At 70.0% G+C, this 19,376-nt stretch carries 18 protein-coding genes and 1 pseudogene; 9 read left to right on the top strand and 10 right to left on the bottom strand.

Annotation, left to right across the window (positions count from 1 at the left end; all coding sequences use genetic code 11):
• Together ACIG5E_RS34435 and ACIG5E_RS34430 are read left to right on the top strand one after the other, a co-directional pair.
• Positions 1–1,098: hypothetical protein (locus ACIG5E_RS34435; protein WP_396540323.1), on the top strand; the 1,098-nt coding region annotated here is incomplete at its 5' end.
• A gap of 29 nt (positions 1,099–1,127) precedes the next feature.
• Positions 1,128–2,357, top strand: coding sequence for a hypothetical protein (locus ACIG5E_RS34430; protein ID WP_396540321.1), 1,230 nt, complete (start codon positions 1,128–1,130; stop codon positions 2,355–2,357).
• Positions 2,358–2,511: 154 nt separating this feature from the next.
• Here ACIG5E_RS34430 and ACIG5E_RS34425 read toward each other — a convergent pair whose 3' ends face one another.
• From ACIG5E_RS34425 to ACIG5E_RS34385, 9 genes are all read right to left on the bottom strand, one after another.
• The gene (locus ACIG5E_RS34425; RefSeq protein ID WP_396540319.1) at positions 2,512–2,706 is read right to left on the bottom strand and encodes a hypothetical protein; all 195 of its coding nucleotides are present in this window, start codon (positions 2,704–2,706) and stop codon (positions 2,512–2,514) included.
• A gap of 38 nt (positions 2,707–2,744) precedes the next feature.
• A complete protein-coding gene (locus ACIG5E_RS34420; protein WP_396540317.1) occupies positions 2,745–3,587 on the bottom strand; it encodes a hypothetical protein in 843 nt (280 codons plus the stop codon).
• Positions 3,587–5,383, bottom strand: coding sequence for a type IV secretory system conjugative DNA transfer family protein (locus tag ACIG5E_RS34415; RefSeq protein WP_396540315.1), 1,797 nt, complete (start codon positions 5,381–5,383; stop codon positions 3,587–3,589). The genes ACIG5E_RS34420 and ACIG5E_RS34415 overlap by 1 nt, the downstream gene beginning before the upstream one ends.
• Entirely contained in the window at positions 5,383–6,840 is a 1,458-nt protein-coding gene (locus ACIG5E_RS34410) for a hypothetical protein (RefSeq protein ID WP_396540313.1), read from the bottom strand. The genes ACIG5E_RS34415 and ACIG5E_RS34410 overlap by 1 nt, the downstream gene beginning before the upstream one ends.
• Positions 6,841–7,090: 250 nt before the next feature.
• Positions 7,091–8,593 carry an SCO6880 family protein gene (locus ACIG5E_RS34405; RefSeq protein WP_396540311.1) on the bottom strand — a complete coding sequence of 501 codons (1,503 nt, stop codon included), beginning with the start codon at positions 8,591–8,593 and terminating at the stop codon, positions 7,091–7,093.
• Positions 8,590–10,194, bottom strand: coding sequence for a hypothetical protein (locus ACIG5E_RS34400; protein ID WP_396540309.1), 1,605 nt, complete (start codon positions 10,192–10,194; stop codon positions 8,590–8,592). Before ACIG5E_RS34400 ends, ACIG5E_RS34405 begins: the two co-directional genes overlap by 4 nt.
• A 34-nt stretch (positions 10,195–10,228) precedes the next feature.
• On the bottom strand, positions 10,229–10,993 hold the full coding sequence (locus tag ACIG5E_RS34395; RefSeq protein ID WP_396540307.1) for a hypothetical protein: 765 nt from the start codon (positions 10,991–10,993) through the stop codon (positions 10,229–10,231).
• Between the two features lie 18 nt (positions 10,994–11,011).
• Positions 11,012–11,362, bottom strand: coding sequence for a DUF6112 family protein (locus tag ACIG5E_RS34390; protein WP_396540305.1), 351 nt, complete (start codon positions 11,360–11,362; stop codon positions 11,012–11,014).
• A 12-nt stretch (positions 11,363–11,374) separates the two neighbouring features.
• Positions 11,375–12,175: a MinD/ParA family protein gene (locus ACIG5E_RS34385; RefSeq protein WP_396540303.1), complete on the bottom strand. Its 801-nt coding sequence runs from the start codon at positions 12,173–12,175 to the stop codon at positions 11,375–11,377.
• A gap of 855 nt (positions 12,176–13,030) precedes the next feature.
• Between ACIG5E_RS34385 and ACIG5E_RS34380 the strand changes: the two genes are divergently transcribed.
• Genes ACIG5E_RS34380 through ACIG5E_RS34370 form a run of 3 tightly spaced genes read left to right on the top strand, consistent with a single transcriptional unit; the run spans position 13,031 to position 15,289 of the window.
• Positions 13,031–13,417, top strand: a complete 387-nt coding sequence (locus tag ACIG5E_RS34380) for a helix-turn-helix domain-containing protein (RefSeq protein WP_396540301.1) — start codon at positions 13,031–13,033, stop codon at positions 13,415–13,417.
• Positions 13,414–14,121, top strand: a complete 708-nt coding sequence (locus ACIG5E_RS34375; protein WP_396540299.1) for a hypothetical protein — start codon at positions 13,414–13,416, stop codon at positions 14,119–14,121. The genes ACIG5E_RS34380 and ACIG5E_RS34375 overlap by 4 nt, the downstream gene beginning before the upstream one ends.
• Before the next feature lie 46 nt (positions 14,122–14,167).
• Positions 14,168–15,289 (top strand): C40 family peptidase, encoded by a 1,122-nt coding sequence (locus ACIG5E_RS34370; protein ID WP_396540297.1) that lies wholly within the window; start codon positions 14,168–14,170, stop codon positions 15,287–15,289.
• Positions 15,290–15,354: 65 nt separating this feature from the next.
• On the opposite strand, the gene ACIG5E_RS34365 is transcribed toward ACIG5E_RS34370, so the two are convergent.
• Positions 15,355–15,588, bottom strand: a complete 234-nt coding sequence (locus tag ACIG5E_RS34365; protein ID WP_396540295.1) for a hypothetical protein — start codon at positions 15,586–15,588, stop codon at positions 15,355–15,357.
• A 510-nt stretch (positions 15,589–16,098) separates the two neighbouring features.
• On the opposite strand from ACIG5E_RS34365, the gene ACIG5E_RS34360 reads away from it, so the two are divergent.
• The 4 genes and pseudogenes from ACIG5E_RS34360 to ACIG5E_RS34345 form a co-directional block, all read left to right on the top strand.
• The gene (locus ACIG5E_RS34360) at positions 16,099–16,815 is read left to right on the top strand and encodes a ParA family protein (protein WP_396540293.1); all 717 of its coding nucleotides are present in this window, start codon (positions 16,099–16,101) and stop codon (positions 16,813–16,815) included.
• Positions 16,812–17,159 (top strand): hypothetical protein, encoded by a 348-nt coding sequence (locus tag ACIG5E_RS34355; RefSeq protein ID WP_396540291.1) that lies wholly within the window; start codon positions 16,812–16,814, stop codon positions 17,157–17,159. The genes ACIG5E_RS34360 and ACIG5E_RS34355 overlap by 4 nt, the downstream gene beginning before the upstream one ends.
• A gap of 302 nt (positions 17,160–17,461) precedes the next feature.
• Positions 17,462–18,982, top strand: coding sequence for a hypothetical protein (locus ACIG5E_RS34350; protein WP_396540289.1), 1,521 nt, complete (start codon positions 17,462–17,464; stop codon positions 18,980–18,982).
• A gap of 79 nt (positions 18,983–19,061) precedes the next feature.
• Positions 19,062–19,376: pseudogene (locus ACIG5E_RS34345) on the top strand (hypothetical protein); the annotation flags it as partial.

The raw sequence follows: 19,376 nt of genomic DNA, 5'->3' as shown, positions 1-19,376 counted from the left end.
GCCGCCGAGTTCGCGGAGCCGGCCGCCGAGGTGGACGAGGTGGTGGTGGACGGCGCCGCGGTCGACGTCGACCAGGCCCCGGCCGAGCGCCGGCCGGTGCGCGGTGAGCGGCCCCACGCCGAGCTCGCGGACGAGGATCTGCGCGCGGTCGCGCACGCCCTGGCCCAGGCCGAGACCGAGGACCAGGAGCAGGCCGCCGAGTTCGCGGAGCCGGCCGCCGAGGTGGACGAGGTGGTGGTGGACGGCGCCGCGGTCGACGTCGACCAGGCCCCGGCCGAGCGCCGGCCGACGTGGCGCGAGCGCCTGCACGGTGAGCTGACCGACGAGGAGTTGCAGACCGCCCACGTGTCAGCGCTGACGCAGGCCCAGCAGGCCGCCGCGGCCGCCGCCCAGGCCGTCGGTTCCGCCGCCGAGAAGCAGAGCCGGGCCGAGGCTGGCACCGGCCCCGCCGCCGAGGCCGTGCAGGCCCAGGCCGAGGCACTGCAGCAGCGCGCGGAGGCTGTCCAGGCCCTGGCCGAGCTCACCCCGGAGTTCGACGCGACCGGGGCCCAGGCGATCGAGCTCCGTGCCCGGCTCGCCGAGGCCGAGGCCGGCGCGGGGTCGCGTTGGCGAGGCCCCCGGGAGCGGGCCGCCGTCGAGGCCGCGGCGCTTCGCTCGCAGTTGGAACAGGTCACCCGGCGGCTGGTCGAGCTGGACATCCAGCGCGAGCGGTTGGACCGCCTCGCCGGTCCGGCACCGGCCCGCGCCGGCGCAGTCCAGCAGTGGGAGACCACCGCCCAGGCCCTGCCGCAGATGCTCGCCCAGGCCCGCAGCAGCGATCTGCAGGACGCCGCCCTGGCCCAGGCGAACGTGCGCGCACTGCAGCAACGCGCGGCCGAGGCCCAGGCCAGCGCCGAGACCCTGGCAGCCGAGCGGCAGATCAGGGCCGAGCAGCGGCCCGCCGACTCCCTCACCGAAGGGCTGCAGCGCACGGCCGCCCGCATCAGCGCGGCGGCCGGCGACGCCCGCCGCGAGCACGAGCAGGACGCGGCGTACGGGTACGAGTACACCGATCAGGAGTGGGACCGGTCCGCCGACGACGGCGGCCGCAGCAGGTAGCACGCCGACCAGGAGGGGCAGGCAGCACCATGGCGGAGGACCGATACGAGCAGTACCACGAGGTAGTGCGGCGGGTGTTCGGGCCGCGCGCCGATCTGGTGACCGGCGATCCGGCGTGGCCGGCCCTTGGGGCCACCCTCGCGCGCGTCGAGCGAGCCGGCCACGACCCGGTGACCGTGCTCGGACGCACGGCCGAGCAGACCCGGATCACCCCCGCCGTGCGCTCTGTCCCCGCGCTGCTGGCGTGGCGCATCAACCAGGAGTTGCCCGCCGACCCTACGGCGCCGCGGCCGCAGACGTTCGACCCCGAGAGCGTCCGGACCTCCGTGCGGCCCGACCCCGTACGGGAAACGGCCGAAGACGGCATCCCACCGTGGCGCGAGCGGCCGCACGGCACCGTCCCGGACGCCGAACTGCAAAGCCGGCTCGCCGACGTGCGGTCGGCCGCGATTCAGGCCGGCCGCGACGCCAGCCGGGTGACCGAGCAGGCCACCACCGCGATGGAGGTAGCCCGCTCCCGCCGTGGACCAGTCGTCACCGCGCTGACCGAGCGGCACGCCGCACTGGGCGCCCGCGCCGCAGCGGTCGAGGAGCTGCAGGCACTGGACCGCGAGTACCGCGACGTGCGGCAGGTCGGAGGCCTCGGGGACCGCACCCCCGACCAACTACAGGCCCAACTCGCCGCCGTCGAGGAACGGTTGAAGGAACGGGCGGTTCTTGGACTGCTGCACGCCGTCCGGGGACAGGAGCGGCGCGAGTTGGTGGCCGAGGCCGGCGCACTGCGCGACTACATCGACAACACCGCACCCCGCCTTGCCGAACTCGACTCCCGCCGGGCGATGCTGGAGGCCGCCGCCGGCCCGGAGGCCACCAGGGCCGCGGCCTACTCCGAGTGGCTGGTGATGGATCGCACCCTGCCGCAGATGCTGGATACCGCCAGGGACAGCGACGTGGCGGCGGCCGAGCGGGAGCGCTACCGAGCCGAGCGGCTGGAAGAACGGGCCGGCGCCCTGGCGGAGGAGTACGACCAGTTGGCCACCGAGGACGCGACCCGCACGGCACTGCCGCGCGGCCGAGCCGAGCAGGAGGAGGCAGGCCGTACCAGCCTCATTGAGGAGGTGGCCACCCTCGCGGTTGTGACCGCGGTGGCCAGCGCCGCCGCGGGGGCGGCGGCCGCGGCGGCTGCAGCGGAAGCCGTCGAAGTCGCCTACGACGCCACCACCGGAGCGGACGCCGCCGGGCCGGGACTCAGCATGTAGACCATGGCCGCCCGAGGCGGCCGATACGCTGGTGGCCGGTCATCAGCCCTTGAGGGTTCCAGTCCATCACCGTCGCGCTGTAGACCGGCGGGCACCAGGAACGGCGGCGGCCCCGACTCGTCCGAGTCGGGGCCGCCGCCGTTGACGACGCTGGTCACCACCGCCGCCGGCCACCGCCCGCCCTCAGGATCGGGACGAACGCGCGGACTGCGCAGACCACCATGAGAACCAGGACCAGGACGCCGGCCAGCGCGAGCCAGCCGGCCACCTTCGCGGTGAACAGCAGGACGCCCACGGCGGGGTGCCGCGCGGGCACCGGAGCGGGGAACGTAGGGATGTAGCCGGTCACGGATCTTCCCTTCGGTCAGCAGGTCGAGGCCGAGCTACCTACGCCATCGAGGCCCGGGTGGCTTCCAGCTTGGTGATGGTGGGGACGTGCTCCGGGTTGCTCGGGTTGAGCCGCACCCAGGTGCTGCCGTCGCCGGCGGCGATCCACCAGGAGCCGCCGAACAGCACGGCGCCCACACCGGAGAGCTGCCGGGCCGCTCCCTCCTGAATCCTGGCCTGCATCTCCGAGGCGGGCAGCGAGTCCGGCAGGTACGCCGCCAGCGGGGAGGCGGCGGGAGCAGGCTCCGGGGCCGGGACGGCGGCGGGCACGGTCGGAGCCGGCCCGGGACCCGCGGCCGACGGAAGCCGCGGCGCCCGGGCCGGCGCCGGCATCTGGCCGGGCCCCGGCTTGGGACGCGGCTGGTAGTACGGCGCCGGGTGGTGCGCGGGGGCCGTCATCACCGGGTCAGTGCCGGACCACATCACGAACTGTTCGTCCGTGGACCACCGTTCGGGTTCGGTGTACGACGGCTGGTGGTGCTCGCCGTTCTCCAGGCACTCGACAGGGAATTTCACCCTGCCGGTGACCTTGACCAGGGCATCAGCCCACTCGATCAGCGCGAGCTCGCGCTGATTCTCGCCGGGTTCGACGTACACGCGCACCCACGCGACGTAGAGGCCGAGGAGTTCATTCCGGCCGCCGCGGTGCCGGTACCAGCACCGGGGGATCTTCGTTTCGAGCTGCAGGTGGTCGTACTCCTCCACCACCCACTCCACCCAGGGCCGCATCCTCTCCAGCAGCTGCCGACGTTCGGCCGGCTCCATTGCGGAGAGCACCCACCGGCAGTCTTGGCGGCTGTCCAGCAGCTCCGCGGCTGCGGCGGCGAGTTCCGGCGTGGTCATCAGGCGTTCTCCAGGGTCTTGGTCGAGGGGGCCGCCGTGGGGTTGGCGAGCGCGAGCAGGTGCCGGTCCGCTTCCGCGTTGCGCAGGAGGACCCGCATGGGCGGCAGGTTGTCGTACTGGACAAGGGCCCGGCCGCGTTCCAGTTCGCGGATCTGATACGGCGCGATCAGCGGAATTTCATGGTCGCTGACCGTCGATGATCCGCGGCCGTCCGAGCCGGTGGTGTGGGACGTTCGTTGCGTCACCGTTTCGCCGTAGCCCTTGGAGAAGTAATCCAGCGTCACATCATCCGCCAGGCCGGGCAGAACGATTCGCATTTTGCACTGCGAAACAATGGTACGGGCATCATCCTGCCCGTACATGGAAATCAGCTGTGAGAAATCGTGGAAAATTGCCAGCAGCTGGACCCCGAGCGCGCGGCCGGTCGATGCGACCTTGGCCAACTCCGGAAAGCGGAACACATTTCCGGCTTCGTCCAGGCCGAGGAGGACCCGGCGGTGCAGAGGCTTGGGCGCCGCAGGGGTGCGGCGCCAGCGGAACAGCCAGTGACGCCCGCCGCCGTTGTCCTGCCAGTTGGCATTGATCCGCTCAAACTCGCGCTCCACCGCGTACATGAGGCTCGCCAGGAGCGCGGTGCAGACCGGCCCCAGGGCTTTCGACTCGGACGGAGGGGAGACGACGAAGATCGTCCCGGAGTCCCGCAGAATATCCTCCACCGTGAAATCTGAATCGGTAGCGGACTCGCGGATGATGGGGTTCAAATACGGGTCGATGATGAGGTTTGCCGTGAACAGGACCGAACCGATTCCATCCGCGTGCAGGTTGTTCCACACGCCCGTGTACTGGCGCAGGAACGTCTGTGCGCCGTGCTTCTGGAGAATCTGCCGAACGTCGGCTTCCGCGGCCTTGCCGCGCTGCACGAAGTCCACCAGGGCGTCAATTCCGCAGCCGGACAGGTTGGCGGCCAGAAGGAGCGGCCCGACGAACTGTCGGGCCTGCATCATCCACGGCCGTGACGACGGGTCGTCCATGCCGGCCGCCTCACACAGCCAGCGCGCCATCCGGGCCGCCGCCGCTTCGTCGGTGGCGTAGGCCACCGGCGACCAGCGGCTAGTGCGGTACCCCGGCAGACCGGTGGGGGCGAAGACGTGGACCGGGCCGACCGCTTCGCGCGCCCGGAGCATGTAGAAGATGTCAGGCCCTTTGGCCGTCGAGATCAACGCAGGCCCCTGCCACTCCAGGGCGTTGGGCACCACCAGGCTGACCGTTTTGCCGCTGCCGTTCGGACCGAAGGCGATCGCACTCATGCAGTCGGCGCCGGCGAGCAGGCGGCGTGTGCGCTTGCTGAGCCCCGCTGTCAGCCGCCACAGCCGCCGTACCGGATCGGCGGGGACGACCATGCGCCGTTCCTGGTCGCGCCGGGCCCACTGTGCACCGCGGGCGCGTCGCCGGCTGCGGCGGGCCATCAGGACCCAGGTCGGCAGCACCAGGACGATGCCGAGGAGGAGCACAGCGAGCACCCAGTACAGCCAAGCCGGGCCGAGCTCGCCGCCGCCGGCGCCCTCGGCCCATGCCCCGGCCGCATCCCCCCGGCTGATGAACAGGTGGCCAGCGAAGGGCAGTCCACGCCGTGCAGTGTCCCCATGCCAACCGTGCCCGGACAGCAGAGCCGTCAGGGCGGCGGCGAGCCACAGTGTCCAGGACACCGCCGCAGCGGCGACCCCCACAGCGACGACGACGTACACCGGCTCACCGCCGCCACCGCCGGCCCCGGGCTGCTGTTGGTCGGAGAACATCAGGCGTACACCCCGTCCGAGGCCGGGCCGGTGGAGGCCGTGGTGGTCGAGGAGTCCACCCAGGCGTCCGCGGCCGGCGAAGTCGAGTCGTCGGCCACCGCGGTGCCGCCGTCCTTGGCGAGGTCCACCCCGGCGTCGGCCGAGGCCTCGGGGTCGGTGTTGGTGAAGTCGGCTTCGATGCTGCTGCGGACGTGCTGGACGATGAACGACCGGTCCGGCATTTTCCACAGGGCCTGTCCGCGACGCAGGCCGGTGAGCCAGATGGATTCGGCATCGGTGGCCCCGAAAAGCTTTTTACAAAGCTCGATTTGATCGGCCTTCTGTCGGTAGAAAATGACCATTCCCGCGTCCGCCAGAAGGCTGGACGCCACACGGTCGGACTCACTTCCGGCCCCGCCCGCCGTCATAATGTCGCCGGGCTTGTGGAATACCAGACCATTGGACACCCGGTACTGCCGGGCCAGCTTGAACATAGCCTGATACCAGCGCAGGGTGCCGTGATTCATATCGGCCCAAGATTCATCGCTGATGTTGTAACGGGGCATCAAGTGCTTTGTCATGGCGGACTGCAGCCAGGCCGACGCACAAATGCGGACGAGCGGCAGGGCGTCGCGCCGCTCCGCGAAGACCGACGACAGATTGACCACCAGGAATTTCGTTTTCGGGTCAACATCCACAGTTGTCGGCCCGTCAAACATCCCTCGCAGGTCACCGTCCACCAGGCGCTGAAACGCCATGATCAGATCGGCCGTCTTCTCACGCAGTTCGGCGGCGCTCAACGGCAGGTCCGACATAGCCGACTGCGGGGGGTGCTGCATCGCTTCCACGACTTCCGGCAGGGTGGGCACCCGCGGCCGGTCAGCAGGCCGGGCAGCCAGAGTCTTGGTGCCGTCCGCGGACACCACCCGTTCGGTGTGACCACCGGTCAGGGTGGCGACCGCAATACGGCACAGCGTCCGCTCGGACTCGGTCAGGTCCCGCCGCAGGACGCCGGCCCCAAGGGACTGCAGCATGTTCAGCTGCCTCGCCTGCGCATCGGCGGGGGACTCCTCCCCACCGCCCATGTCGAACGGGTTCAGCCGGTCGGTTCGGCCGGGCCCGATAAAGATCGGCTCATGCCCGAGGTAGCCCGCCAGCTCGTTGTATTCACTCTTGACGTCGGTTGCGAATGTGCCCCGTCCGAATTCATAGGCCCTGGCGATTCGCGTTTTCACCTCGGTACTCTTGCCCGAACCGATTTCTCCGAAAGTGATCCAGTTAGGGTTAGTCAAAAGCCCCGCGTCGTACCATTCCCACGGGTCGAAACAGAACAAACCGCCGCCCAGGACGTTGTGCCCCACGAGCGGCCCCAGGGGGCCCACGCCAGCATCGGCCTGCCACGTGTAAAGGGACTGCAGCACCGTGGTGGCTTCCCGGTGGGGTGCGAGGCGGAGCTGACGCAGGGTCCGGCCGGACATCGGCCGTTCCATTCCCTGCCCGAGGAGAGCCAGGCCCCGCCGTGGGGCGGACGAGGACGCGGCCGCCCCACGGCGGGCCGCGCGCTTCTTAGGAGCGGGGGCGGGAGCGGCTACGGCCACGGTGGGCGTGGTGCTGGTGTCCTTGGCGCGTCGGAACATGCTGTTCTCCCCGAAGTGTCGGTGGTGCTTGTCCGGTCGGATACGGTGCCGGCCCCACCCTGGTGGGGCCGGCACCGAAAGCGGCCGGAGGTCAGTCGGTGATCATCCCGAACCGCAGCCCGCGGGCGAACGGGAGAGTCGCCGGAAAAGCCACGTCCTGCTCGCCGAAGAGGCGACGCAGCTTGAGAGCGGCCGCGCGGATCTCGACTTCCGCGCATGCCTGATCCAGGAGTTCGGGCGTAGGCGCCGAAATCCGGATCAGACCCAGGAAGTTGTACAGGGCGTGGCCATCGGCAATGGCTGTGTCCTGAGCGGCAATCGACTGGGTTTCCCGCACGTCCCGGGCCGAGGCCCTGAATCCCGTCTTTTCCTTCGTTGCCATGTTGGCGTTCTTGGAGGCGTCGGACTTGGCGATTTCGTCCGCGGCCTTACGGGGGTTGAGCGGTTCCATGGTGATGGAAAGGGTGCGCTCACAGTTGGTCTGCAGGATCAGGTGTTCCAGGAACGTGCCGGGAACCGCCTTCCGCGGCCACTCGGAGATCCAGTAGACGGCGTGATAGGTGTCATCCGTCCGGTATTCCGACCAGTGTTCGTCAGCCGCCATCGGCCCGGCCTCGGCCGGCGTGGCGCCGCCGGAGTCGTCCGTGATGGGGCCGCGAGCATCCAGCCCCCACCGGGCGCCCGGGTTGTAGGCACACCGGATCAGCTTGCCGATGGCCCGTGCCGGCAGAGCCCCCTCTACCACCACGCCCGCGGCCGTCAACGCGTCTTCGATGCTCGCGCACCGCTGCAGCAGGAGCGCGCATGCCCCGGTGTCGCCGCCGCCCAGGATGCGGATCTGCCGCCGAGCGCGCCGCGGGTCCAGCATCACCGCGATGTAGTTTTCATGGGTGCGGCTGGTCGGGCGCGCCTCATCAAGGAGCGTTTCGTAGTTGGCGGCGGTGGCCGCCGAGCCCTGCAAACCCTTGGCCGCCCACTCCCGGCTCAGCGCGTCGCCGCTGTCCGGCACAGTGGAGTTCAGCAGCTGCAGCCGGGTGATGCCGCCGCCGGCGTAGGCGATCGAGTCGAGCGTTTCACCCCACGCGGCCAGCCGGCCGTCCTGCTCCGCGGTGGTCAGCAATTTGAAGGCCATGCCGCTGGTTTGGATCACCGCGACGTAGCGGTTCCGCTTGCTGTCCTTGATCACGCCGATGTTGCCGACCACGGTAGGCACCGTCAGCACCTGCATGCCCGCCAGGTCGCCGGGCAGTTCCATCTGTTCCACTCCCTCTTCGTGGGTCTGCGGGGCGGTCAGGGCGGCGGGCCCACCCCTGTACTGGTGCCACCCGAGCGCGCGCCGGACGAGGAACAGGGCGACGATCGGCGCCCACTCGGCCGCTGTGCGGTCCGCGATCGGCACCCACACCGCGGCCACCGTGGCCACGACGAGGGCGACGCCGAGCAGCGTGCCCCCGACGCCGTACGCCAGCAGGCGAACCAGGATGAAGGCCGCTACGAACAGGGCGATCAGGTTGCCCATGGTCAACCCGAGCACGATGCCGTCGGTCTGCCGCGGACCGAAGACGTACATCTGGCGCTGCTGTTGCAGAGTCACTGCGGCCTCCCGGTGGTCGGGGTGCGGGGCGGGATGGTGTGCACGGCCGGGGCCGGGCGGACCGGCGCTGTCAGCGCGTACCGGCCCGGGCCGGCTTGCTGGCGGGCCGCGGCGGTGGAGGCCACGGAGTTCGTACTGCCGTTCCTGGTGTTCGGCGGCGGCGTGGTTCCACCGCCGGTTCCGTTTGGGGGCAGCCCCGGCGTCCCTCCGCCGCCGCCGGTGCCGCCCGTGCCACCACCGGGTCCACCGGTCCGGCCGCCGGTGCCGCCGCCGCTGCCGCCCGTGCCGGGCGGGAGCGCGGGCCGGTTGGGGCTGCCGGTGAGCTGACCGGGGATCACCCCGGAGCCCAGTGCCGGGGTGTCTCCACCCCCGCCTCCCGTAAGCGCGCCAGCCGGGCCGGGAGCGGCGCGGCCGGCCTGCAGCATCGGCCGGTTGGCCCCGGCCTGCAAGGCCGCGAGACCCGCGCTGAAACTGGGGCCGCCGGCGCCCGCGGTCGCTGCCGCGGCCCGGCCTGCCGCGGACGGGGTACGGGTCTTACCGCCGCCCATGAAACTGCCGAGCTTCGAGGCAGCACCGGTCAGCGCCATGACCCCGGCCGCCATGCCAGCGACGCCACCGAAACCGGCCTGGCGCATCCCGCCGGCGCCGTTCGACTGCGTGGCGCCGCCGATAACACCGATCATCTGCATGACGACGTACGGAGCAAAAGCAGCGACAACGTAGAGGCCGAGCGCAAGGATAAGCCCGGCCGCCGAGTTGACGCCCTTAAGGGAATTGCTCGCCAGTTTCAGCACGATCACGACCACGGGCTTGGCAAGCACCACGACAATGAGTGTGTCGATGAGGCGCTGTTCCCACTGGCGGCTCTTTTTCCAGATGGACCCGGAAACCGCGAGCGGCCAAAACGCGATGCAAATGTCTATCGCCATCCGGCGAATGATCATCTCGACCCAGACAACGCCCAGGCAGATGATGATCACCAAGCCCATCAGGATGATGATGAACGAGGGCAGCAGGACCACTGACGGGTCTTGCGAGCGGCTCACCGACTGGTTGAGCACGTGGGCAACGGCCTTGAGCGAGTCAGTGATACTGGCCCAGCCGTCAGTGCCGAGAGCCACGTCACAGGCATAGTCGACGAAGGCATTGAACATCATGACCACGGACCCGACGAGCCCGCAGGACACTCCGGCGGTCAACACCTTGGTGAGAGTCCGGCCGACTTCGGCGCCGTCCCGCGTGAGCGCGGCCAGGATGGCTGAGCACAAGAGGGCGATGAGCGCGAACATGGCGCCGATCGACCTTGTTGCCTCGAACGTCTCGTTGAACCAGGCCGCTTTGAGGTCCGGCGCACCCGATGTTTGAATCGAATCGCCGACAGCGCCGGAAATCCAGTTCACGCCGTCAACGATTGCGCCGGTGATGTCGTCAAGAACGCCTTGCTTGGCTGCCTGGATTTCACCATTGACGCCGTATGAGAGGGCCTTGCCCGCGCAGTCAAGCGGATGCATCGCCGCTTCGGCCAGCGTTGTGCACACGTCCGGCGGCTTGGGGTCGGCGGACACCGGCACCGCGGTGACGGCCAGGACCGCGGCCGTCACCGCCCCCAGGACGCCGACCCGTCGCGTCCACCGGCTACGGGACGACATAGCCCGGCACCGTCCCCTCTGTCAGCGTCCGCCGGAATCCCGAGCTCACGTCGTAGAGCGAGCTGCCGTCGACCGGCAGCCACCCAGTGCTCGGGGCGTAGTAGTTGGTCGAGATCGGGCCCGTGGTGGAGACCGCGGAGAAGTCGGTGAGCTTCCAATCGCCGCCGGTCCACGCCAACTTCACGGTGGCGCGGCCGTAGCCACCCGCGGCGGTGGCGGTGGAGGAAGCTACGTACGTGATGGCGTACACCTGCACCGTGGCGGTGTCGCCCGGCTCCCCGGGGCCGTCGAGCTGCAGGGAGATCGGAACGCTCGCCAAGCCGAACGGAACCTTGCCGTTCTGGTCGGTCCTCAGCTGGTCGTAGGTCGCGCCCGAGGCCGAGCGGTCGAGTTGCTGTTGTAGGGCGGCCGCCGAGGCCGGCGCCGCGATGGCGGAGACGATCCCCGTCCGCCCCTCCGGGGTCAGCACCCGCGGCGAGCCGATGGCGGCCGCGTAGTTCGCGGCCGCGCTCAGCGCACCGGACTTGCTGTGCGGATAGCCCACCGGGACGCCAGCGACGACCCGGGCCGGGCCGATGCCGGAGGCGGTGGTGGCGCCGTTCGGCGTCGAGGCCGGCGGCGCCGGAGCCGGCGAGGTCTTCGCCGACTCCGAGGACGTGGTGGAGTGCCCGAGCGCGACGCCGCCGCCGAACAGCGCGACGGCCAGCACGGTCCCCATGATCAGTCGGGCGCGTTTCTGGTCAAGTTCCATGTCTGGCCCCCTAGTTGGTCAGCTGATCGTGGCGCCGAGGTTGAACGCCCAGTTCACGAGCGAGCTGCCGCCGCCGACGACGATCGTCGCCGTGAGCGAGGCGAACATTCCGACCCTGCCCGCGGTCGTGGCGTGGTGGTTGCCGAAGTACTTGCCGAGCCCGAAGCAGATCGCTCCCAGCAGGAGGCCGGCGATCCCGGCCAGTAGGCCGTAGTACATGAGGGCGCCGATCAGCGACGTGAACGCCCCCGCTCCCGGCGCGTTCTTGTCCGGGGGGATGTTCGGCAGGATGTTGCCGCCGCTCGGGGCGGGCGTCGGGCCGACCGCCAGGACGACGGCGTGGTGGGCGAGGTCGAGCAGCTGTGACACGGTGGTTCTCCCCTACTTCTTTGCGTGGAGCGCGGCCACGACGGCCGCGCCGAGTGTGAGGTAAGCCGTGCGGGTGGCGGGTTCCAGGGCCGTGGTGTCGATCCTCTGGCCGGCCGCGAGGTGCCGGTCCCACGGGATCGTCACGGCGCCGCCGGCCTCGGCCGCGAAGTGCTCGCGCAGCACTTCCGCGGGCACCCCGGGGTCACCTTCGCGAACGCCGGTGATGGCGACCAGCGCCCGCCGGGCGAGCCGGCCGTATCCCTGGCGGCGCATCCACGCCAGGGCGTCGACCGCCCGCGTGGCCGACTCCGCCGCGGCGGTGGTGGTGAGCACCACCAGATCCGCGAGCGACAGGACGCCGGCCATCAGCGGGTCCGACAGGCCGGCGGGGGTGTCGGTCACCACGATGCCGAAACTGCGCGGAATCAGGTGTTCGGCCAGCCAGCGGTACCCCTCCGCACCGAGGACGTACTGAGCGTCCGGGCGGTGCTCGGACGGAATCACCGCGAGCCCCGAGGGACGGCGGTAGGTCGGCGGGGGCGGCGAGTTGTGGGCGGTGTAGGTCTGGTGGTTGGCCAGCAGCTCTATCACGCTGGCCTCCCGCCCACCCGCCCGGGTGGCCAGTCCCCCGTGCAGCGGTACGGCGTCGAGCGCCACCACCGGCTCGCGGTGCCGATCGGCGGCCAGGATGTCGCCCAGGCCCAGCGCCACGGTGGTCCGCCCGGTGCCTCCCTTGAGGGAGACGACCGCGATCCGTACGTGAGGCCCCGGCAGGTCGACCGTCAGCCGCTTCCGCAGAACAGTCTCCCGCACGCGGTCGGCGACGGTCGGCAGCGCCGGCCGAGCCGGTGCCGCGGCGACCGATTCCGGGCGCCGACGACGCAGCAACCCCCGGCGACGAGGCCGGAGTTCCACGAGCGGTTCGGGCTCTGCCACCGAGGCGGAGGCCTCGGCCGGCTGAGCCGGCACCACCTCGGCCGGACCAGCGGCGGGCGCGGGCGGCGGCGCGGCCGCAACGTCCCGGGGCAGAACCCTGCCCAGGACCAGCGTCTGCGGCTGTTCCACAACGGCCGGTGCCGAAGCGGCCGGAGCACTCGCACCCGCCGTGACAGCCGGCGCCCGGTGGTCATCCGCCGTCAGGAGCTCGCCTGCGGCGCCCGCCGCAGGCGAGGGTCCGGTGGCAGGTAAATCGGCCCCGATGGCCGGAAATCGCTTGTGCTCCAGGGCAGATGAATGTGATGGTTCCGGTACTGCGCGCCCTTTGCGCGCCGGGCGAGCCCCCTTGTGCGCCCTGCTCGATTCGGCCTCCCCGGCGGCCCCGGCTACAAGCAGGCCCCTCAGGCTCACCGGTCGATCTCGGTCGATCTCGTCGGCCTCGGTCACGCGTCACCCCCCAGTGCGCTAGATCCGTTCATCAGCATTCTACCCTTTTTCTCGGTATCGAGGGCTGTTTTAGAGTAGCGTACTGACTACCCGCGGTGCATCCATGATCAACGGATTGTCGCGAATCGGGACACTCTCCCAACGGCCGGAGAACCACGGAGGACAGAGTGGTGACGCTGCGTGCGGTACAAACGGGCGGTGGACACGGACGAATTGACGCCATCTCGCAGGGGCCGGCCCCGCCGGGGCGAGTCCCCAACAGGCGGGCTGGACCCTGCGGGACCGGTGCTGACCAGCGAAATGGCAGCTCATCGGCTCGCGCTCAACGTGCGCACCGTCACGAAGCGGGCGCGCTCCGGCGACTTGCCAGGCATCAAACTGGGCGGCGACTGGAGGTTCAGCACCGACGCGCTGGACGCGGCCGTACAGGGCCGGTCCTGGCAGGATCTTCCGTTCAGCGATCAGGTGTTGACGACCGCCGAGGTATCCGAGCTGTTGGGCATGGGGCCCGACAAGGTCGGCAGGCTCGCCCGCCGCGGCGAACTGCCGCACTGGGGCGACGTCCGGTGTCGCCGCTTCTCGCGCGCCGCGATCCTGCGCACGCTGTGCGGCACGGGCAGCGTGCCGCACAGCGAGACACCAGCCCCTACCAGGGAGGACCGCACACCATGAAGGTTCGACAGCCCGTCGCCCTGGCCGTCGCCGCCGCGGCGCTGGTCGGATGCAGCACCCAGGAGAAGCCGCAGAATCCGGCCCCGCCCGCGGCGGTGGCGGCCGACCAGGCCAGCCCGCGCGGGCCCGGCGCGGCACCGGCAGCGCCGACCACGGCGGGCTCGACCACTACCGGCGAGCCACAGGCCAGCACCGACGGCGCGACGACCACCACCAGCTCGCCGACGACCACCGCCAGTTCACCGGTCCCCGCTGCGACAGGCGCTCCCTCGGCCACTCCGCCGGCTTCCGGGGCACCACCGGCCGCGGCCGGCGGCGGCGAGCCCGGCGGCCCGGTCGACGTCGCCTCCCGGTTCACCGCAGCGTTCTACTCCTACGACTGGCAGGCCCCGACGACGCTCGACCCCGTGGAGCGGGCCCGCCCGTTCGCCACGGAGGCCTACCTGCAGGGGCTCCGCCCCACACAGACGACGTTCGCGGCCCGTATGACCGCAGCTCAGGAAACCAGCGTGGCCACCGTCCGCACCGCGGCGGTGGACGCCGACGCCCCGCCCGCGACCGACACCGACGCTTTCGTGACGGTCGCGTGGGCCCAGCACCTGACGGACCACGGGGCCCCGGCCGACAACCGGGCGTCATGGAGTCTCCACCTCCTACGGGTGGCCGGTGCGTGGCGGGTGGACGCGGTGTTGGCGAAGGGCTGACCACACCACACAGAAGGGGGAGCACTTGAAGACGCGAGGTTTCGTCATGGCAGCCGCCGGCGTGGTGGCACTGCCCGTGATCCTGATCATCGGCGGAAGCGGCCACGCCGAGAGCGGTAAGTACTGCTCAGTGGCCGTCACCTCCAACGACCAGGGCGGCGGCACACCCGCCGGACCCCTCACCGCCGCCGCGGCCGGAGTCCAACTCGACGCCGAGCAGACCGCCAACGCCGTCACCATCGCGAAGGTGACGAAGGAGAAGGGACTGCCGACGAGGGCAGCCGCCATCGCGTTGATGACCGCGATGCAGGAGAGCAGTCTGCGAAGGCTGCCGCCCAGCCCCGGCCACGACGCGGCCGGGCTGTTCCAACAGCGCTCCGTGGTCGGGTGGGGGTCGCCGGACCAGGTGCTGGACCCCATTTACAGCACCACGGCATTTTTGTATGGCGTGCCTGACCAGCACATTCCCGGCCTCACGTGGGTTCAGGGCTGGGAGCGGATGGACATGGCGGACGCCGCCGAGACCGTCCAGGTCAGCGGGGTGGGATACCAGTACAAGAAGTGGGAGAAGTTCGGCACGACCCTGGCCGAGGCACTGAGCGGAGGCGACACCAACCAAGCGGTGAAGTGCTCCGACGACACACCGCCGGCGCTCGCCGGGCCCGCGGTCAACAACGTCATCAACCGGGCAATGGCTCAGCTGGGCGTTCCGTACGTGTGGGGCGGTGGCACACCCACCGGGCCCGGGACCGGGTTCTGTGGCGACAACACCGGTTGGTTGAACGGTAGTTGTTTCGCTGGCACCCACGCCGGTTTCGACTGTTCGAGCTTGGTCCAGTACGCGTGGTGGCCATACGTCCACCTCCCCCGCGTGACAACCGACCAGTACGAAGCCGGCCAGCACGTCCCGATCGGCGCCACGCTGCCCGGCGACCTTGTGTTCTGGTGGAACGGGGCTCAGGGCATCTACCACGTGGCCATGGTGTTGGAAAACGACGCCGGCAAGCTCAAGATCGTTGAGGCTCCAAGGACAGGGCTCACCGTGCGCGTGCGCGACCTGTCGCTGACTGAGTCGCACCTGATGGACACCGCCGTACGGCTCGCCGTCCCGGACACAGCAGGAGGCGGCGCGGCCGGCGGAACCCCCACACCGGCCAAGGCCCCGTAAGTAGAAGCACGACGACGGCGGGCCCGGAGAGATCACCTCTCCGGGGCCGCCATCGTCGTCCGGCGTCAGGCCGCCCGCGCCGCCGCCCAGTAGTCGGCGAAGAACACATCCGTTGCGGTGTTCAACGCCGAGAGCCGAACGGTCCACTCATCACCAGCCCCCGCCGTCGCGGCCGCCCTGGCGACGTCCAGCCGAGGAGCCCTCAGCCAGTCGACCAGGTGACGCCGGCCAGCAGCAGCCCCGGGCAGCAACCCCCGGAGGCTCACCGGCCGCAGGTCTTCGTCCACGTCGCGGGCCATCAGCCGAGCACCCCCACCGCGACCGCGAGCACCACCAGGTCCTCGGCCGGCCGCCGAGGCGCGGGGATCGCTGGCCGCTCCGGGCCGGACAACTGCCCGACCGCAATTCGCAGCCGGCCCACCCATCCCGCCGGCGTTGGCTCCGCCAGCAGTACGCACCGGCGCCCCGAAGAGGTCATCTGCTCTACCCTGACCATTGATCCTCCCTAAAGGATCAAGCCCGGCCACCGTCTGCGCGGTGAGCAGGGCAACCCGTGAGGGGTCGGGCTGTGGAGGCCCGGCCCCTCTCTGTTTTCGTCACCCTAACTTCCTAAGTCTTGAAGTTCAAGACTTAGGAAGTTAGGGTGTGTCGGAGATCGGGAGTCGTGTTGTTGACAGTGTTCCGAGCATCAAGAGGCTTGGAGTCGGTACATTCTGCTGGTAAGCCAAGGCGGAAGTGGGGCCAAGGCCAAGGCCAATATGCTGGACACCATAACTTCAAGAGTCTTGAAGTTTGGAAGGACCAAGACCATGAATCATCAAGAGTTGCGCGAACGGATCGCGCCTCCGCGGCCCGAAGAGGGGCCGTTCGTCATCTCGGTGTGGGGCGGTAAGGGCGGCATCACCAAGTCGACGCTTGCGTTCCTGCTGTCCTATGAGCTGGGGAAGATCGGGCCTACGTTGCTGATCAACGCAGACGCCAAGCAGGCGGACGGCGGGGTGACGGAGATGACGGCCAATCTCCGGGTGCCGGCCACCTTCGAGCTGACGGAGAGCGACGACCCGGCCGAGCTCCACGCCGTCCGGCGGCTCAAGCAGTTCCGGTACGTGATCACCGACAACCAGCCATTCCGCGACCGGGAGAAGTTGAAGGCCGCCGCAAAGGCCGACCTGGTGGTGGTGCCCATGCCGCCGCGGCGCTCTGACATGAAGTCGGTGCTTCGCAGCATCCGGGACGTGCTGCAGCCGGAGAGGGCGCCTTATCGGATCATCCTGTCCATGATCGAGCACAGCGCCAAGGGCAAGGCGAAGACGATGAAAGACACCCTGAACACCCTCAGCATGCCGGTGTACGACGGGTGGATTCGCAAGTACACGGCTCACGAGATGCTGAGCGGACTGCCCGTCACCCTGAGCGAAGAAGACAACGCCGACAAGGCCGCGGAAGACGTCTACATGTTCATTGACGCCACACTGGCCCACCTCGGAGAGCCGTACAAGGCCGTCCGCAAGGAGGTGACGGCATGACCGCCGGCAACGAGCCCCGAGGTTTCGGGGATCTGTTCAAGGACGCTGCCGCAGCCACCGCCGCCAGCGGCCCCAGCTCGCCGCCGGGGGACCAGGCGAAGACGACCGTCCGGCCGAAGTACGCGCAGATCCGGTCCGACCAGTGGACCGGGTTGGACGAACTCGCCCGCACGCTGATGGACGCGCGGACGGTGATCGGCGGTCCGCGGATCACCGCCAACACGCTGATCCGCATCGCCATCGATGCCCTGTTGGCCACTCGCGGCTCGCTGGTCGGCAACGAGGAGGAGGAGCTGCGACGCCGATACTTCCAGACTCTTGGAATCAAGGAGAACCCGAAGTAGGGACAGCAAGACTCTTGAAGTTGCCCGCCCTACTGCCAGCCAGTCGGCACAGATGCAGGGTGGGCGGCCCTCGAATCTCCCGGAGTTCAGGACTCCAGAAGGTCGAGATGCCGAAAGATCAAGACTCTTGAAGTGATGATAAATCTCCGGTCAGCCCCGGACATCGCCCGCAAAGCTCGCCAAGGGCTGACCGCACAGGAAAGGCAACTCCCTATGTACTTCCACGGTAAGGCCCCGGAGGGCCTCCCACCGACCACCTTCGGAGACATGGCCGGAACCGACACCAGCCGGAGGGGCAACCGGTGAATGCCCTGATGAGCGCGGCCGAGTGGGCCAATGCGCACTCCGTCATCACCATGCTGGTGGCCGTTGCCGCCTGCACGTTGATCGGGATCGGAACGCTTCGGCGCAGAACCGCCAAGACTGGCGGCCCCCGCCGGAAGTTCAGTGCCGGCACCTTGACGGCCATCCTGGCGTTCGTGGTGTGCACGTACGTCTCGTTGAACACGTCGTACCGGTTCACCGCTGACGGACTGGCCATCTACGGCCACGGCGAGCGCCTGTTGGCCTGTGCCGCGTATGAGTGCTTGATGGCCATGTGCGTGTTCGGCGCCCGTGAGCACATGTCAGGCGACGACAAGTCGCCGGGTTGGTACGGGTCGGCGGTTTGGGTCCTGGCGGTTCTGTCGAGCGTCCCGGCCTGGCACGAGGGTGGAGGCTGGACCCCCGGCACGTTTGCCCGGATCGTGTTCGGATCGTTCGGTGCTGCCATCGCTGCCCACTCCGCCCTCGGCCTTGAGCTCCGCCACCGGTCAGGTGAAGGCTCACAGGCCCCCATGGCCCTGATTCTGCGGGATCTGCGCGAGCGCCTGATGGCCCGTATGGGGCTCACCGTTCGGGGCAAGACCGCCCAGCAGATCGCCCGTGACCGGGCCCTGACCCGGGCCGTTAAGTTCGCCGACCAGGAATCCCGGCTGAACGAGAAGCAGCGCAAGGGCCGGAAGGGCATGAAGCTCGCCGGGAAGATCGCCGATGCGCTGGACGCTGCTGGCGTCTACGACGACCCCGAGTTGAAGGAGACATATCGCCGGCGGGTTGCCATGCGCCAGCACGCGACCGGACTCCGGCAGGCCGACTTGCCGTCGCCGTGGGATCGAGAGGAGGAGCGGCAGGCCGACACTGCCGCAGCGGCCTACCTGGCAATGCTGCAGAGCCAGGCCGAGCAGGCCGAGCGGCAGGCCGAGCAGGCTGAGCAGGCCGCCGCAGCGGAAGCAGCTGTCCTTGACATTGCCGTTGATGGCAGTGGCCCTGCCGCCCTGCCGCGCCAGCGCGAGGAGTGTGCCGACGCGGCCGACCACGACCACGACGACGACGCCGTGGACTGCTTGACGGAGGGTGCGGACCGGGCCGAGCAGGCCCCGGGCAATGCCGGAGACAAGGCCGCAGCGGCTCAAGGCAACGGGGGCAACCCTCGGGTACACGCCAAGTTGCCGAAGGAGGAGCCGGCGGACGAGCGGCAGGCCGAGCCCGAGCCGGAGGACGGGGAGCAGGCCGAAGCCCAGAAGATTCGGACTCTGGCAGTTCAAGAGTCTAAGAAGGCCGCAATTCAAGAGCTGTACCGCATCCACGTTGCCGCCGACGACGACCTTACGATCTCTACGAACGCCGTGGCGAAGGAGCTGGAGGCATTGCTGCGGAGGTACACCGGCGAAGGCCTGGACTCCGCCGCCGCCCACCGAGCGGTGAGCGAGGTTCGGCCGGCCCAGCGGCCGCAGGCCACACCCGACGCGGAGACGGCCGACGCGCAGTTGGCCGGAGTATGAGGCGCCGCCACCGGGGGGTGCGGCCCGCCACACCCCCCGCTATCCGAGGACACCGGCAAGGCCACCACCAGGGGGCATTATGACCACCAGCCAGAGCACCCACCCCACCGTTCCGGCAGCGCGGTCCGAGGCGCCGCCGCCCGCCTCGGCAATGTCGGGCAGCGGCCCGGCAGAGCTGACGGCCCGACTCCAAGCCGCCAAGGACCGCACCCAGCGGGCCCAGGCGTTCACCGAGGCGATCCGGCAGGCCAACGCGGCCGCCGACAAGGCAAGTCGAACGGCGGCCACTGCCACGGCCGCGCTCCGGCAGGCGGAGGCGGCGCAGGCGGAGGCGAACGGCGGCAGGGCCGTGGCGCTGCAGCTCGCCGAGCAGGCCCAGCAGACGGCCGCCGGC

The sequence above is a fragment of the Kitasatospora sp. NPDC053057 genome (genome assembly GCF_044546945.1).
GTDB lineage: Bacteria > Actinomycetota > Actinomycetes > Streptomycetales > Streptomycetaceae > Kitasatospora.
Note: the sequence above shows the minus strand (reverse complement) of the source record. Positions and strands in the feature narration are given on the sequence as shown.